This window comes from Actibacterium mucosum KCTC 23349, from assembly GCF_000647975.1.
GTDB lineage: Bacteria > Pseudomonadota > Alphaproteobacteria > Rhodobacterales > Rhodobacteraceae > Actibacterium > Actibacterium mucosum.
Window position 1 is genome coordinate 388,839 of the sequence record NZ_JFKE01000001.1, and the last position, 14,075, is coordinate 402,913.

The following is a 14,075-nucleotide window of genomic DNA, read 5'->3' on the forward strand; positions in this document are numbered from 1 at the left end:
GTCACATTTCAGGTATTGCCATGTTTCGTTTCTTCGAGAACCTCGTAGATCCCTATACGCCTTTTCAGCCGCAGGATAATCCGCCCCGCACTTTGCGGGGGTTCCTGTGGGGGTATTCGCAGCCGTTCAAACGGGTCTATGTCGTCACCGCCGCGATGTCGATTGTCATCGCCATGGTCGAGCTGTGGCTGATCTTTTACATGGGTCGGCTGGTTACGCTGCTGACCACCACCAGCCCGGCCGCGGTCTGGGACACGCACGGGGCCGAGTTTCTGGCGATGGCGGCGTTCTTGCTGATTGTGCGACCGGCCATTCAGGTGCTTGGCTCGCTGCTGCTGAACAACGCGATCCTGCCAAATTTCGGCACGCTGATCCGCTGGCGGTCGCATAACCACGTGCTGCGCCAATCGGTCGGCTGGTTCGAGGATGACTTTGCCGGCCGTATCGCCAACCGCATCATGCAAACCCCGCCCGCCGCCGGCGAGGCGGTGTTTCAGGTCTTTGACGCGATCACCTATGCGCTGGCCTATATGATCGGTGCGATTGTGGTTCTGGGTCAGGCCGACGCGCGGCTGGCGGTGCCGCTTTTGGTCTGGTTTGTGCTGTATATTCTGCTGTTGCGCTGGACGATCCGGCGTGTGGTGCCCGCGTCCGAGGCCGCGTCGAACGCCCGGTCCGAGGTGACGGGCCGTGTCGTGGACAGCTATACCAACATCCATTCGGTCAAGATGTTCGCCCAGCAGGGGCAAGAGCTGACCTATGCCAAGGAAGCGATCGAAAACACACGCAAAACGTTTCAGGCGGAAATGCGGATCTATACCAACATGGATCTGGGCCTGACGGTGATCAATGGGTTCCTGATCGTGGGCGTGATCGGCTGGGCCATCGTGCTGTGGTCGGGCGGGCTGGCCGAGGTGGGCATTATCGCCGCGGCCTCGGCGCTGGTGCTGCGGTTGAACGCGATGACCGGTTGGATCATGTGGGCGATGACCTCGTTCTTCCAAAACCTCGGCGTGGTGTCCGAAGGAATGGAGACGATTGCGCAGCCGATCACCCTGAAGGACGCACCGGACGCCAAGCCGCTGCAGCTGACGCAGGGCGAGGTGCAGGTTCAGTCTCTCAGCCACCATTACGGCCGCAAAACCGGTGGGTTGGATGGCGTGTCGCTGACGATCAAGCCGGGCGAAAAAGTGGGCATCGTGGGCCGGTCGGGTGCTGGCAAATCGACCCTGGTCAAGCTGCTGCTGCGGTTTTACGACATCGAACAGGGCCGCATCCTGATCGACGGTCAGGACATCGCGCAGGTGACCCAGGACAGCCTGCGTCAGACCATCGGCATGGTCAGCCAGGACAGCGCGCTGTTGCACCGGTCGATTCGCGACAACATTCTGTACGGCAATCCCAATGCCTCTGAGGCCGAGGTGATCGAGGCCGCACAGCGGGCCGAAGCTGACGGGTTTATCGCCGATCTGACCGATCCCAAGGGCAATACCGGATACGCCGCCGAAGTGGGCGAGCGCGGGGTGAAACTGTCAGGCGGGCAGCGTCAGCGGATCACCCTGGCCCGCGTCATCCTCAAAGATGCGCCGATCCTCGTGCTGGACGAGGCCACCAGCGCCCTGGACAGCGAGGTTGAGGCCGCGATTCAACAGACGCTGTATGGCGTGATGCAGGGCAAGACGGTGATTGCCATCGCACACCGCTTGTCCACCATTGCGCATATGGATCGCATTGTAGTCATGGATGGCGGCCGTATTGTCGAAGATGGCAGCCATGACGAATTGCTGGCCAAGGGCGGGCTTTACGCCGGGTTCTGGGCGCGGCAGTCTGGCGGCTTCATCGGAACGGAGGCAGCCGAATGATTTGGGAGCGGATCTTTCACCGTATCGGCCTGATGCGGCTGGTCGACCGGCACGATCCGTTTGTCAAAATCGATACGCCGCCGCCGCAGAAACTGCTGCCTTTCATGGTCTGGGGGCTGCGCGGCACCTATCCGATTCTGGCCGCCGGCACGCTGGCCTCGGGGCTGGGCGGCACGCTGGATATCATCGCCGCCTTCCTTTTGGGCCTTGTGATCGATACGGCGCTGGCGCATGGGCCTGACGGGCTGCTGGCCAGCCATTTCTGGCTCTTTTTCGGCATCACAGTCTTCGTTTTGTTTCTGCGGCCAGTGATTTTTGCCGCCAACGCGGTGGTGCAGAACCTGTTATTGGGGCCCGGTGCCTCGGCGCAGGTGCAGGCGCGGTTGCATCGCTGGACGCTGGGTCAGTCGGTTTCGTTCTTTGACAACGACTTTGCCGGGCGGATTGCGCAGAAGGAAATGCAGACCTCGGCGGCGCTGACGGAAACCGCGGTCGAGGTGATCAATACGATTGTCTTCGCGCTGGTCTCGGTCATCTCGGCGGCGGTGATCCTGATGGCGGTGGATTGGCGCGTGGCGATCATCCTGCTGGTCTGGATCGTGCTTTACCTGCGTTTCATCGCCTATTTCATGCCGCGCATCCGCGTGCAGGCCAAAGGCCGCGCCGGCGCGCGTGCCGGGGTGACGGGGCAGATCGTCGATACGATCACCAATATGCGCACCGTCAAGCTGTTCGCCCATTCCGCCCATGAAGACCGCGCCGCCATCGATGCCATCCAGACTTACCGTCAGGCCGCCATCCGCTATGGCGTCATCTCGGTCTCGTTCCGCACGCTTCTGATGGTGCTGGCCGGGTTTCTGCCGGTGCTGCTGGTGGGTATGTCGATCTATTTCTGGACCCAAGGGTCGGCCACGGCCGGTCAGATCGCCGCCATTGGCGCAATGTCGCTGCGGCTCAGCCAGATGACCGGCTGGGTGTCGTTCACGTTGATGGGCATCTACTCCAAAATTGGCGAGATCGAGGACGGCATGCGCACCCTGAACGTGCCGCATGATCTGGTGGACGCGCCGGACGCCGCGCAGATGCCAGAAGTGACCGGACATATTCATTTCGACAATGTGACGTTCTCCTACGGCCGCGACACGGGCGGGGTTTTTGACCTGTCACTGGACATCGCTCCGGGTGAAAAGGTGGGCATCGTCGGCGCCTCGGGCGCGGGGAAATCGACGTTGGTGTCCACGCTGTTACGGCTCTATGACACCGAAAAAGGCCGCGTTTTGATCGACGGGCACGATGTGGCCGGGGTCACGCAGGAAAGCCTGCGCCGCCAGATCGGCATGGTCACGCAGGAAACCGCGATGTTTAACCGCTCGGCCCGTGACAATATCCTCTACGGACAGCCTGACGCGTCCGAGGATGACGTGATCGCCGCCGCAAAACGGGCTGAGGCGCATGATTTCATCCCCGACCTGACCGATTTTCAGGGCCGCAAAGGCTATGATGCGTATCTGGGTGAACGCGGCGTGAAACTGTCGGGCGGCCAACGACAGCGGATCGCGCTGGCGCGCGCGTTCCTCAAGGATGCGCCGATCCTGGTGCTGGACGAGGCCACCAGCGCGCTGGACAGCGAGGTTGAGGCCGCGATTCAATCCGCGCTGGGCCGGGTGATGGAGGGCAAGACGGTGCTGGCCATCGCCCACCGCCTGTCGACCATCGCGCAGATGGACCGGATTATCGTGCTGGAATCCGGCCGCATTGCCGAAGAAGGCAGTCACGATCAGCTGTTGCAGGCCGGAGGACTTTACGCCAAGTTCTGGGCCCGCCAATCCGGCGGGTTCATTGGGGTAAAGGACGCCGCTGAATGACGCATACAATCCGCCGATTGGGGCACAAGGGCGACGGTATTGCCGACGGCCCGGTCTATGCCATGCTGACCCTGCCGGGCGAAGAGATCGACGGCGCGGTCGTGGATGGCCGCATTGCGCAGCCGCGTATTGTCACGCCTTCGGCCAACCGCGTGCGCCCGCCCTGCAAGCATTTCAAAACCTGCGGCGGCTGCGCCTTGCAGCACGCCCATGACGATTTTGTTGCGGACTGGAAGCAACAGGTGGTGCGGCAGGCGCTGCAGGCCCATGGGATCGAGGCACCGTTTCGCACCATTCAGACCTCCCCCGCCGCCAGCCGCCGCCGCGCAACATTGGCCGGTCGGCGCGGCAAGTCTGCGCCGATCGTCGGATTTCACGCGCGCGGCTCGGCCAACATCGTCGCGATTGCCGAATGCCATTTGTTGCATCCCGATCTGATGCAGATTGTGCCGCGTTTGGGTGAAATAGTGACACATGGTGCGTCGCGCAAAGGCGAGATCGCTCTGCAAATAACGGGCTCGGACGGTGGCATCGATCTTGCCGTCAGCAATGCCAAACCGTTTGAAGGTGCCGCATTTGCAGAGCTGGCCGCGTTTGCCGATCGTCTGGACCTGGCGCGCTTGTCGTGGAACGGCGAGCGTGTGGTGGAACGCCGGCCGCCCGCGCAGTCCTTTGGTCGCGCGCAGGTGGTCCCGCCGCCTGGCGCGTTCCTGCAAGCCACCGCCCAGGGCGAGGGCGCGCTGGTCGCTGCGATGCGCGACGCCGTTGGCAATGCGAAGAAAGTGGCCGACCTGTTCGCCGGATGTGGCACGTTCGCTTTGCCGCTGGCCGAAAACGCCGAGGTACATGCGGTGGAAGGCGACGCAGCCATGACCGACGCGCTTGATGCCGGTTGGCGCCATGCGCAGGGTCTGAAAACCGTCACAACCGAGGCACGCGACCTGTTCCGCCGCCCGTTGGAACCCGACGAACTGAACGCCTTCGACGCCGTTACAATCGACCCGCCCCGCGCCGGGGCCGAGGCGCAGACCGCGCGCCTTGCCGCCAGCGACGTGCCGGTGATCGGCGCCGTGTCGTGCAACCCCGCCACCTTTGCCCGCGATGCCGCCGCGCTGATTGCAGGGGGTTATACGTTGAACTGGGTGCAGGTCGTCGATCAGTTCCGCTGGTCGCCGCATATCGAACTGGCCGCGCAATTTACGCAGGGGTAACGCGGGTTTGATCGTGCCAAACGGACCAAAATCGCGTAGATTGCCGCCAAAATAAATATGGGCAGTATCGATGGTTTCTCGCAGACAGGTGGTGTTGGCTTCGGGTGCAGTTCCGGACCGCGCATTCGGCGCTATAACGGCCCCGAGGTGACACGTATTCAGGTTCAGAAAGGCGACCGCCGCATGTACCTGTTGCACCATTCCAAAGTGCTGGAGGCCTACGAGATCGAGCTGGGCTTTGCCCCCGCTGGCGACAAGAAGGTCGAAGGCGACGGGAAAACACCCGAGGGCCGGTATTTCATCGATCGCCGCAATCCGCGCAGCAGCTTCTATCTGTCGTTAGGGATCTCGTACCCCAACGCACAGGACCGCGCCGAGGCCGCCGCGCTGGGCCAAAGCCCGGGCGGCGACATTTTTATCCACGGACAGCCCAACCTGTTCCGCGCAAAGGGCGATGATTGGACAGCCGGCTGTATCTCGGTCGAAAACCGCGAGATGGAAGACATCTATGCCATGGTGCGGATCGGCACGCCGATCGACATTCTGGCCTAGCTTTCCTGCTCGATCTCCAGCCCCTGATCCGCGAACGGGTTGGCGGCGGGCGTTTGCGGGGCACCGGGGCCGCCAGTGACCAATGTCCACCAGATCTTGCCGTTTTGCTCTTGGAAAAAGGCAAACCCCATCTCGGTCGCCCGCGGTTCCAGTATTACGGCGCGGGTTGCCGGATCTTCCATCCAGGCCGCCAGTGTTTCGATCTCGGTCTCGAAGGTTTCCGAAATCAGTTCGCCCAGAAACATCCCCGGATAGCCCGACCGCAAGGTCCGATCCAAAGGCGAAGACCCGTCCGAGCCAAAGTGCCAAGGGCGGTTCTGCACCGACATGTCGCGCGCGTGGGTCGCGGCGGCCGCTGTCAGTTGTGCGTTCAGCTCCAGCGGCGCCGCAGCGGCGGCCGCCCGAACGTTGTTGACCGAATCCAGCATACGGAACTGGATTTTCCCGGCTTGCGCATTGTTGATCCGATAAACCCGTTGTTTCGGGCGGCCATCGGGACCCAGTTCAAGCTCGATCGGCGGTTCACACGCGGCGAGGGCAAAGATTGCCGAAAAAAGAAACAACAGTTTGCGCATTCGAAAGGTACCGCTCTTTTGGATCGTTCGCTTTTCTCTATCCGGTCCCGTTGTACGTTTCAAACGCTTCGGCAAAGTTCGGCGATTCCCGGCGCAAGTTGATTTGCACCATTGCAACAGCCCCCCTATGGTGCACCAGACCGATGAACACAGGAGTTTGCTGTGACCAAACGACCATCAGATATTGCCCTGCGCCGTGTGTTCCTGGCGGGATCTGCAGCCGCGCTTTACAACGTCGCGACACGCAGCTGGGCGCAAGAGGGCGGCGAAGCAGCCGACCCCAACGCCAATTCGACCCTGATCGAAGAGCCGGTGGAATATGCCCGCCGTAACATCTCGGGCTTTCGCTCGCTGGATTGGCGCCCCTATTTCGCCAACCTGAACAAGGGTGCCGTTCTGGTCGATACCACCTCGCGCGCGCTGCATTACTGGTCCGAAGACGAGAGCCTGTACAAACTGTACCCCTCCAGCGTTCCGGTGTCCGAAGAGCTGACACGCCGCGGCCGCACGTCAATCGTGCGCAAGGTCGAAGGCCCCAGCTGGCGCCCGACGCCATCGATGAAAATCCGCAACCCCGAATGGCCGGACTATATCGGCCCGGGTCCTGACAACCCCTTGGGTACGCATGCGCTTTATCTCAGCTGGACGTATTACCGTATCCACGGCACGCATGACACGCGCAAAATTGGCCGCAGATCGTCAAATGGGTGCATTGGGCTGTTCAACGAACACATCCAGGAACTGTTCGCACTGACCAAAGTTGGTACCCAAGTGTTGCTCATTTGACCAACAAAGGGCCGGAAAACAGTTTTTTGCCTATTGCATTGTTGCAAAAAATTCTAGGCGATGCTTAGAGGGTAAGTGCACAAACAGTCTTGAGTGCGTTCGGGCGAATTTTGTCCGCGCGCATTATCCTGGAGGATACTATGAAAAAACTCGCTCTTGCTGCCGCTCTGTCCGTAGCTGCTTCGACCGCTTTTGCCGGCGCTGTTTCGGATCCCGTTGTTGAGCCGGAAATCATCGTCGAAGAAACTTCTTCGTCGGATGGCGGCATCCTGATCCCGCTGCTGTTCCTGGTACTGGTTGCAGCCGCTGCGTCGTAAGACCTGACGGATCAAAAGTTTAAAAAGGCGGCTGTTCGCGCAGCCGCCTTTTTCATTTTTGGGGTGCGGGGTCGGGTGAAACTTTAAAAACCCCGTTAAACAGGGCCGTCAGACCCACCCTGCCAGGTTGTCCTGAATGATCTGACTCAAGGCATCCACATGCGCCGGGCTGTCATTGAGGCAGGGGATATAGGTAAACGCCTCGCCGCCTGCATGCTCAAAGCTTTCCGCGATCTCTTCGTTGATCTCTTCCAGCGTTTCAATGCAATCCGCCGAAAAGGCCGGGGCAATCACCGCGATGCGTTTCTTGCCCTCTTCCTTGGCCACCCGCGCAACCTCTTCAACTGTATAGGGTTTTAGCCACTCCTCGGGTCCAAAAACCGACTGGAACGTGGTGCGGATACGGCTTTCGTCCCAGCCCAGACGTTCGCGCAGCAGGCGCGTGTTTTTCTGGCATTGGCAGTGATACGGGTCGCCCTGCATCAGGTATCGTTTCGGCATGCCGTGATAGGAAACAATCAGCAATTCCGGGGTGTTAGCGGCCTCGGCATAGGCTTTCTCGACCGATTGCGCCAGGGCTTCGATATACAAGGGGTTGTCGAAATACGGGTCCACCACGCGGGCCGTTGGTTGCCACGTCTGTTTCATCAGGGCGCGGAAAAACTGGTCATTCGCGGTGGCCGAGGTGGCCCCGGCATAATGGGGATAAAGCGGGAAAAACAAGATCTTATGGCAGCCTTTTTCGACCAGCGCCTGCACCTTGCTTTCCGTCGATGGGTTGCCGTAGCGCATGCAAAACTCCACCTCGACCTGATCGCCATAGGTGTCTTTCATCCGCGCAGCAATCGCGGCGGTCTGGTCCCGCGTGATGGTCATCAGCGGGCTTTCGTCCCGCTCGGTGTTCCAGATCGACTTATAGGCCGCACCCGAGGAAAAGGGGCGCTTTGTCAATATGATAAGCTGCAACAGGGGTTGCCATTTCCACGACGGATAGTCGATCACCCGCTTGTCCGAGAGAAACTCGTTCAGGTATCGCCGCATTGACCAATAGTCGGTCGCATCCGGCGTGCCCAGATTGGCCAGCAAAACCCCCACTTTCCGAGGTGGAACGGCGGGGTGGTTGGCGGGCAGCGGCGATTGGGTCATGCAAGATTTTCCTGAGGCCAGATTACAAACGTTCTAAAACGGTGTGGCGCAATTTGTCGACGGGTCAAATCTTTGTTTTGGGTTCTGCGTCAGAAAGCGGCATCTCGGCGGTGTTCAACGCATCGGCAAGGCGCGATGCGGCGGAACCCGGCCGCAGGGGTTTCTGTTGTGACGCATCCGGCGCCCAGCCGGTCAGAACCACAAATTCGAAACTTGCGGTTATCCGGCCTCCGGGGGCGGGAAAGCTCGTGGCATAGACCTCATCCACCATGTCGAACAAGGCGCGCCGTGCCGGTGTTTTGTGCCGCGCGGCCAGTGCGTTACCTTCGCCCATCGCCCGCAGATCATGCATCAGGTGACGGGCGTTGCGATAATGCACTTGCCGCCCATAGCCATCGGCGACAGGCAGGGCAAAACCGGCACGTTGCAACAAGGCGCCGGCATCCCGGATCTCGGCCATGGGTAAAACCCTGGGGGACAGTCCACCTGTCAGCCGCGCCTCGGCCTCGGCAAGAACAGCGCGCAGTTCTGCCAGCGTCTGGCCGCCAAACATCACCGCAATGAACAGCCCGTCCGGCTGCAGCGCGCGGCGGCATTGCACCAATTGGCCAACCGGGTCATCGGCCCAATGCAAGGCCAGCCCGTGAATCACCAGATCATGTGTGCCTTCCGCCAGATCCAGCAAAGGTTCATCGGTAACCACTTGCGCCTCGGGAAAGCCAGTTGACCAATGATCGGGAAAACCGGTGACAATCGCGGTTTTGGTAAACGTCCTGTTAACCACTATGAGTCTTTCCTTAACCTCATCAATGGCGTCATCCTGCAGGAAAAGCGCGGGCGCGTTTAACGCGCGGTGGCGGTTTCGGCGCAGGGCGATGCGGTCTGTCAGGCGGGGTGTCTCGGTCATGGTGGCCTTTTACGGCGGAAGCCATCGGTTGCAAAGCGCGGTACGGATGATCTTTCCCCCGGAATGTGTGAGTTGTCGCGCCCCGGTGGATACAGAGTTCGCCCTTTGCGGCGATTGCTGGCGCGACACGCCGTTCATCGTGGGCGCGGTTTGCGACCAGTGCGGCACGCCGGTTCCGCAAGGGGATGAGGCAGACGAAGACCTGCGATGCGACGATTGCCTGCGCAAACCCCCACCTTGGTCCCGGGGACGTGCGGCAGTTCTGTACAGCGACAACGCGCGCAGCATGGTTCTGGGCCTGAAACACGGCGACCGGCAGGACTTGGCACGGCCAATGTCAGAATGGATGGCACGGGCGGCACGACCAATTTTGCAGAAGGATATGTTGGTCACATCGGTACCCTTGAACCGATGGCGCTTGTTGAAACGCCGCTATAACCAGTCTGCCCTGCTGGCGCAGAGAATCGCACAGGATGCCGGGCTGGACTACTGCCCGGACCTGATGCTGCGCCCACGCGCCACGCCGAAATTGGATGGCAAGGATGCCGCTGCGCGCGAGGAAACCGTTTCAGGCGCGTTGAAACTGCATCCACGCCACAGAGATCGCGCCCATGGGCGGCACGTTTTGATTGTGGATGATGTCATGACTTCCGGTGCGACGTTGAGCGAAGCCACACATATTCTGCGCGCAGCCGGTGCCAGAAACGTGTCCGTCCTGGTTTTCGCGCGCGTTGCGAAAGAACCGTAAGTGCCTATATTTGCCGCTGACCCAAAGGAACGGAACATGGCAAATATCGAGATCTACACCACACCCACCTGTGGCTATTGCATGATGGCCAAGCGCCTGCTGAACCAGAAAGGCGCGGGTTTCGCCGAGACCGACGTGTCGCGCGACCCCTCGCAGCGCCGTACGATGATGGACCGTGCCAATGGCCGCCACACCGTTCCCCAGATCTTTATCGACGGCCAGCATATTGGCGGTTGCGACGATCTGGTGGCGCTGGAACGTGCAGGCAAGCTGGACAAGTTGCTGGCAGCCTGATCCGTGCGGGTTGCGGCACTGCAAATCACCTCGTCGGATGATCCGGCCGAAAACTTGGAGACCGTACGCCACATGATGCGGCGTGCGGTCGACGATGGTGCGCAGGTGATTGCCACGCCCGAGGTGACGAACTGCCTGTCGGCCAGCCGCGACCATCAGCGCGCCGTTTTGCAGCGCGAGGGCGATGACCCGACGCTGGCCGGGCTGCGCGATACCGCAGCGGCGCTGGGCGTGCATCTGCTGATCGGCTCTCTGGCGCTGGCCACCGATGACGCCGATGGGCGGTTTGCCAACCGGTCGTTTCTGATTGGCCCCGACGGCGCGATCGTGGCGCGGTATGACAAGATCCACATGTTCGATGTGGACCTGAACGGCAGCCAGATCCGCGAGTCGGATGGCTACCGCCCCGGTGACCGCGCGGTTCTGGCCGACACGGCGCTGGGCCGGCTGGGCCTGACCATCTGTTACGATCTGCGCTTTCCGCACCTGTTTCGCGATCTGGCGCGCGCCGGGGCGCAGGTGATTTTTGTCCCTTCGGCGTTTCACCCGGTGACGGGGGCGGCGCATTGGCACGTGTTGCTGCGGGCCCGCGCAATTGAAACCGGGGCGTTTATCGTGGCGCCCGCGCAGACGGGCACCCATGCGGCGCGTGCCGGCAAAGCGCGCACATCCTACGGACATTCTTTGATTATTTCGCCATGGGGCGAGATTTTGGGCGATCAGGGCACCGAACCAGGTATACTCTCGCTTGACCTGAAGCTGGCAGAGGTGGAAACCTCGCGCCGGCGCATTCCGGCGCTATTGCATGATCGAGATTACGAAAGCCCAAATTGAGCGAAGATATCGAGGCTTTGGCCACCGCATTATTCGGAGAGCTGCTGATGGCGGATCAGCTGGCGCGTGGGCTGTTGGGCCAGGCGCTGCCCAAGGGTATGGAGTTGAACCAGTTCTCGGTTCTCAACCATCTGGCCCGCACAACAGATGAGCGCACGCCGGCGCAGCTGGCGCAGTCGTTCCACGTCACTCGCGGCGCGATGACGAACACCCTGCGCAAGCTGGAAACCGCCGGCTATGTGCATATCCGCCCCGACTGGGACGATGCGCGGCGCAAGATGGTGTCTCTCAGCCCCTCTGGCCGGTCGGCGCGCGATGCGGCGATTGCCGGTTTGACGCCGCTGATCAGTGATGTGGTGAACGATGTGGGTGTTGGCGACGTGCGCGCGGCGCTGCCGGTGCTGCGCGCATTGCGGCAGAGGTTGCTTAAGCCGGTTTGACGCTGGCCGTGGTGTAATTCACACTCAGATCGCGGTCCGAGATCGACCATTGCCAGCTGAGCGGGTTGAACACGAACCCCTTGCGGTCCACCGGGTCCAGTCCGGCCTTGCGGATCAGGTCAAACAGCTCGTCAGGTGTGATGAACTTGTTCCATTCATGGGTGCCGCGGGGCAGCCAGCGCATGATGACCTCGGCCCCGACAATCGCCATGGCAAAGCTTTTGGGATTGCGGTTGATGGTGGAACAGATCATCAGCCCGCCGGGTTTCAGCAATTGCTGGCATGCGGTCAGATAGGCCAACGGGTCGGCCACGTGTTCGACCACCTCCATGTTCAGCACCACGTCGAACTGCTCGCCCGCTTCGGCCATGGCTTCGGCGGTGGTGTGGCGATAGTCGATCTGCAGGCCCGATTGTTCGGCATGCACGCGGGCCACGGGAATGTTACCGGCCGCCGCATCGGCGCCCACCACGGTGGCGCCCAACCGCGCCATGGGTTCCGACAGCAACCCGCCCCCGCAACCGATATCAAGCAGCCGCAAACCGGAAAACGGGGTCTCGTCCCGCAAATCGCGGTCAAACTCGTCCTCGATCTGCGTGGTGATATAGTCCAGCCGGGTCGGGTTCAGCATGTGCAGCGGCTTGAACTTGCCGTTCAAATCCCACCATTCGGCGGCCATCGCCTCGAACTTGGCCACCTCGGCCGCGTCGACAGTGTGATCCGCTGCTTGCATCATCTTCTCCGATCCGGTCTTTTAGAGGGGCGCCTGTGAACGGCGCCGTACTACGCTATATAGGACGTTCATGGACAAAGCCGCAGGCCAAAAGAGCGCAGCACAGCTTCTTTACCCGCCCACCACACCGTTTGATCAACGCATGCTGGACGTGGGCGAGGGGCACAGCCTTTACGTAGAGCAATGCGGTAATCCGGACGGGATTCCGGTGGTGGTTCTGCATGGCGGCCCTGGCGGCGGGTGCAGCCCGGCGATGCGGCGGTATTTCGATCCCGAGCATTACCGGATCATCCTCTTTGATCAGCGCGGCTGTGGCCGGTCGCGCCCGCATGCTGCGGTGACCGAGAACACCACATGGCACCTGGTGCGCGATATCGAGACCATTCGCACCGCGCTGGGCATCGACCGATGGGTGGTGTTTGGCGGCAGCTGGGGCGCAACATTGTCGCTGCTTTATGCGCAGAAACACCCCGACCCGGTGGCGTATCTGGTGCTGCGCGGTGTGTTCTTGATGACGCAGGCCGAGCTGGATTGGTTCTATGGCGGCGGGGCCGGCAAGTTCTGGCCGGATGTCTGGGCGCGTTTTGTCGAGCTGATCCCCGAGGATGAGCGCGACGACCTGATCGGGGCCTATCACAAGCGCCTGTTTTCGGGTGACCGCATGCAAGAGGTGCGCCATGCGCAGGCCTGGACATCGTGGGAAAACGCGCTGGCCTCGATCGCCAATGACGGCGCGGGTGGCCACGCGCCGGCTGATTACGCGCGCGCCTTTGCGCGGCTGGAAAACCACTATTTTCAGCATCACGGCTGGCTGGAGGAAGACGGCCAGATCCTGCGCGATGTGCCGCTGATCGCGCATATCCCCGCCACGATTGTGCAGGGGCGCTACGATATGATCTGCCCGCCCGCTTCGGCCTGGGCCTTGTCGCGCAATTGGGGCCGGGCCGAGTTGAAACTGATCAGCCATGCGGGCCACGCCTTGTCGGAACCCGGCATCACGGCCGAGCTGATCCGCACCACCGATGCCATCATTCGCCGCGCCGTGGCGCTGAACCTGTGAGGATTTTCCATGACGGACCGACCCAAGATCGTTGAACGCGAAAACGGCCCCTTGGTGGTCACCGGTATGCCGGACCTGCGCGGCACCGACGGCACGCCCGTCGAGGGCAAAGAGGTGATGGCGCTGTGCCGTTGCGGCGCGTCGCAGAACAAACCGTTCTGCGATGGCTCGCATAACGCGGCCGGGTTCCAGTCGCGCGGTGGCAAGCCCGAGGGGCCGGACCGGCTGTTCACCTATGAAGGGGCCGAGGTCACCGTTGGCTTTATCCCGCGCCTGTGCGGGCACGCGGCGGAATGCGGGCGGATCGCGTCAAACATCTTTGATGTCAGTCAGAAACCCTGGGTTCAGCCCGACAAGGGCACGGTTGAGCAGGTCGAGGCCGTGGTGGCTGCCTGCCCCTCGAGCGCCTTGCAGATCATCCGCGACGGCGTGTCGGAAACCATCGTGCCCGAAGGTGCCACGATCCAGATCCAGGAAAACGGCCCCTATTGGGTCACGGGCTGCGAGGTTGAGACCGACACCACCGCCACCGGCCTGTCAGAGGATAAGTACATCCTGTGCCGCTGTGGGCTGTCGGGCAACAAGCCCTATTGCGACGGGTCCCACCGCGACAAGGGGTGGAAGAGCGAAGACTGAGAAACCCCGTGCGGCGTGGTCCAAAACCGCGCCTTACGGCCTGTTCAACGATGCCCCTTGCAGACTCAACCCAACGGGCGTATATCGCTTGACAACAGCGGCGCGTTTC

At 61.6% G+C, this 14,075-nt stretch carries 16 protein-coding genes; 12 read left to right on the forward strand and 4 right to left on the reverse strand.

Annotated features, from left to right (window positions below; translation table 11 throughout):
* The first annotated feature begins 20 nt into the window (after positions 1-20).
* The 4 genes from ACMU_RS01870 to ACMU_RS01885 are packed head-to-tail and all read left to right on the forward strand — an operon-like array spanning position 21 to position 5,490.
* Positions 21-1,862 (forward strand): ABC transporter ATP-binding protein, encoded by a 1,842-nt coding sequence (locus tag ACMU_RS01870; RefSeq protein WP_035255558.1) that lies wholly within the window; start codon positions 21-23, stop codon positions 1,860-1,862.
* Positions 1,859-3,727, forward strand: coding sequence for an ABC transporter ATP-binding protein (locus ACMU_RS01875; RefSeq protein ID WP_236626167.1), 1,869 nt, complete (start codon positions 1,859-1,861; stop codon positions 3,725-3,727). The genes ACMU_RS01870 and ACMU_RS01875 overlap by 4 nt, the downstream gene beginning before the upstream one ends.
* Positions 3,724-4,938 (forward strand): class I SAM-dependent RNA methyltransferase, encoded by a 1,215-nt coding sequence (locus ACMU_RS01880; protein ID WP_035255559.1) that lies wholly within the window; start codon positions 3,724-3,726, stop codon positions 4,936-4,938. The genes ACMU_RS01875 and ACMU_RS01880 overlap by 4 nt, the downstream gene beginning before the upstream one ends.
* A 57-nt stretch (positions 4,939-4,995) precedes the next feature.
* Positions 4,996-5,490 (forward strand): L,D-transpeptidase family protein, encoded by a 495-nt coding sequence (locus ACMU_RS01885; protein WP_051587793.1) that lies wholly within the window; start codon positions 4,996-4,998, stop codon positions 5,488-5,490.
* Here ACMU_RS01885 and dalA read toward each other — a convergent pair.
* Entirely contained in the window at positions 5,487-6,065 is a 579-nt protein-coding gene (gene dalA / locus ACMU_RS01890) for a divisome-associated lipoprotein DalA (RefSeq protein WP_035255562.1), read from the reverse strand. The genes ACMU_RS01885 and dalA overlap by 4 nt on opposite strands.
* Positions 6,066-6,227: 162 nt before the next feature.
* Here dalA and ACMU_RS01895 point away from each other — a divergent pair, with 162 nt between their 5' ends.
* Both ACMU_RS01895 and ACMU_RS19565 read left to right on the forward strand, forming a co-directional pair.
* Entirely contained in the window at positions 6,228-6,851 is a 624-nt protein-coding gene (locus ACMU_RS01895; RefSeq protein WP_035255563.1) for a L,D-transpeptidase, read from the forward strand.
* Positions 6,852-6,991: 140 nt separating this feature from the next.
* Positions 6,992-7,168 (forward strand): hypothetical protein, encoded by a 177-nt coding sequence (locus ACMU_RS19565; protein ID WP_035255564.1) that lies wholly within the window; start codon positions 6,992-6,994, stop codon positions 7,166-7,168.
* Positions 7,169-7,276: 108 nt separating this feature from the next.
* Here ACMU_RS19565 and hemH read toward each other — a convergent pair whose 3' ends face one another.
* Together hemH and ACMU_RS01910 are read right to left on the reverse strand one after the other, a co-directional pair.
* Entirely contained in the window at positions 7,277-8,314 is a 1,038-nt protein-coding gene (hemH, locus tag ACMU_RS01905) for a ferrochelatase (protein WP_035255565.1), read from the reverse strand.
* 64 nt (positions 8,315-8,378) lie between these two features.
* Positions 8,379-9,221, reverse strand: coding sequence for a methyltransferase domain-containing protein (locus ACMU_RS01910; protein WP_035255567.1), 843 nt, complete (start codon positions 9,219-9,221; stop codon positions 8,379-8,381).
* Here ACMU_RS01910 and ACMU_RS01915 point away from each other — a divergent pair.
* From ACMU_RS01915 to ACMU_RS01930, 4 genes are read left to right on the forward strand one after another with little or no spacing between them, the layout of a single operon-like run.
* Complete coding sequence (locus tag ACMU_RS01915; RefSeq protein WP_035255569.1) at positions 9,220-9,969, forward strand: ComF family protein; 750 nt, start codon at positions 9,220-9,222, stop codon at positions 9,967-9,969. The genes ACMU_RS01910 and ACMU_RS01915 overlap by 2 nt on opposite strands.
* 36 nt (positions 9,970-10,005) lie before the next feature.
* Complete coding sequence (gene grxC, locus ACMU_RS01920; RefSeq protein ID WP_035255571.1) at positions 10,006-10,263, forward strand: glutaredoxin 3; 258 nt, start codon at positions 10,006-10,008, stop codon at positions 10,261-10,263.
* Between the two features lie 3 nt (positions 10,264-10,266).
* The gene (locus ACMU_RS01925; protein ID WP_035255573.1) at positions 10,267-11,097 is read left to right on the forward strand and encodes a carbon-nitrogen hydrolase family protein; all 831 of its coding nucleotides are present in this window, start codon (positions 10,267-10,269) and stop codon (positions 11,095-11,097) included.
* A 47-nt stretch (positions 11,098-11,144) separates the two neighbouring features.
* Positions 11,145-11,537, forward strand: coding sequence for a MarR family winged helix-turn-helix transcriptional regulator (locus ACMU_RS01930; protein WP_051587870.1), 393 nt, complete (start codon positions 11,145-11,147; stop codon positions 11,535-11,537).
* On the opposite strand, the gene ubiG is transcribed toward ACMU_RS01930, so the two are convergent.
* Positions 11,524-12,270 carry a bifunctional 2-polyprenyl-6-hydroxyphenol methylase/3-demethylubiquinol 3-O-methyltransferase UbiG gene (gene ubiG, locus ACMU_RS01935; RefSeq protein ID WP_035256063.1) on the reverse strand — a complete coding sequence of 249 codons (747 nt, stop codon included), beginning with the start codon at positions 12,268-12,270 and terminating at the stop codon, positions 11,524-11,526. The two genes, ACMU_RS01930 and ubiG, sit on opposite strands and share 14 nt — an antisense overlap.
* Before the next feature lie 70 nt (positions 12,271-12,340).
* Here ubiG and pip point away from each other — a divergent pair, with 70 nt between their 5' ends.
* Positions 12,341-13,330, forward strand: coding sequence for a prolyl aminopeptidase (pip, locus tag ACMU_RS01940; RefSeq protein WP_035255575.1), 990 nt, complete (start codon positions 12,341-12,343; stop codon positions 13,328-13,330).
* Between the two features lie 9 nt (positions 13,331-13,339).
* On the forward strand, positions 13,340-13,966 hold the full coding sequence (locus ACMU_RS01945) for a CDGSH iron-sulfur domain-containing protein (protein ID WP_035255577.1): 627 nt from the start codon (positions 13,340-13,342) through the stop codon (positions 13,964-13,966).
* The last annotated feature ends 109 nt before the right edge of the window (positions 13,967-14,075 follow it).

Excerpts from the sequence above, each read along its gene's own strand:
- ACMU_RS01870 (WP_035255558.1), top strand. The coding sequence starts at position 21 with ATGTTTCGTTTCTTCGAGAACCTCGTAGATCCCTATACGCCTTTTCAG.
- ACMU_RS01875 (WP_236626167.1), top strand. The coding sequence starts at position 1,859 with ATGATTTGGGAGCGGATCTTTCACCGTATCGGCCTGATGCGGCTGGTC.
- ACMU_RS01880 (WP_035255559.1), top strand. The coding sequence starts at position 3,724 with ATGACGCATACAATCCGCCGATTGGGGCACAAGGGCGACGGTATTGCC.
- ACMU_RS01885 (WP_051587793.1), top strand. The coding sequence starts at position 4,996 with ATGGGCAGTATCGATGGTTTCTCGCAGACAGGTGGTGTTGGCTTCGGG.
- dalA (WP_035255562.1), bottom strand. The coding sequence starts at position 6,065 with ATGCGCAAACTGTTGTTTCTTTTTTCGGCAATCTTTGCCCTCGCCGCG.
- ACMU_RS19565 (WP_035255564.1), top strand. The coding sequence starts at position 6,992 with ATGAAAAAACTCGCTCTTGCTGCCGCTCTGTCCGTAGCTGCTTCGACC.
- hemH (WP_035255565.1), bottom strand. The coding sequence starts at position 8,314 with ATGACCCAATCGCCGCTGCCCGCCAACCACCCCGCCGTTCCACCTCGG.
- ACMU_RS01915 (WP_035255569.1), top strand. The coding sequence starts at position 9,220 with ATGGTGGCCTTTTACGGCGGAAGCCATCGGTTGCAAAGCGCGGTACGG.
- ACMU_RS01910 (WP_035255567.1), bottom strand. The coding sequence starts at position 9,221 with ATGACCGAGACACCCCGCCTGACAGACCGCATCGCCCTGCGCCGAAAC.
- grxC (WP_035255571.1), top strand. The coding sequence starts at position 10,006 with ATGGCAAATATCGAGATCTACACCACACCCACCTGTGGCTATTGCATG.
- ACMU_RS01930 (WP_051587870.1), top strand. The coding sequence starts at position 11,145 with ATGGCGGATCAGCTGGCGCGTGGGCTGTTGGGCCAGGCGCTGCCCAAG.
- ubiG (WP_035256063.1), bottom strand. The coding sequence starts at position 12,270 with ATGCAAGCAGCGGATCACACTGTCGACGCGGCCGAGGTGGCCAAGTTC.
- pip (WP_035255575.1), top strand. The coding sequence starts at position 12,341 with ATGGACAAAGCCGCAGGCCAAAAGAGCGCAGCACAGCTTCTTTACCCG.
- ACMU_RS01945 (WP_035255577.1), top strand. The coding sequence starts at position 13,340 with ATGACGGACCGACCCAAGATCGTTGAACGCGAAAACGGCCCCTTGGTG.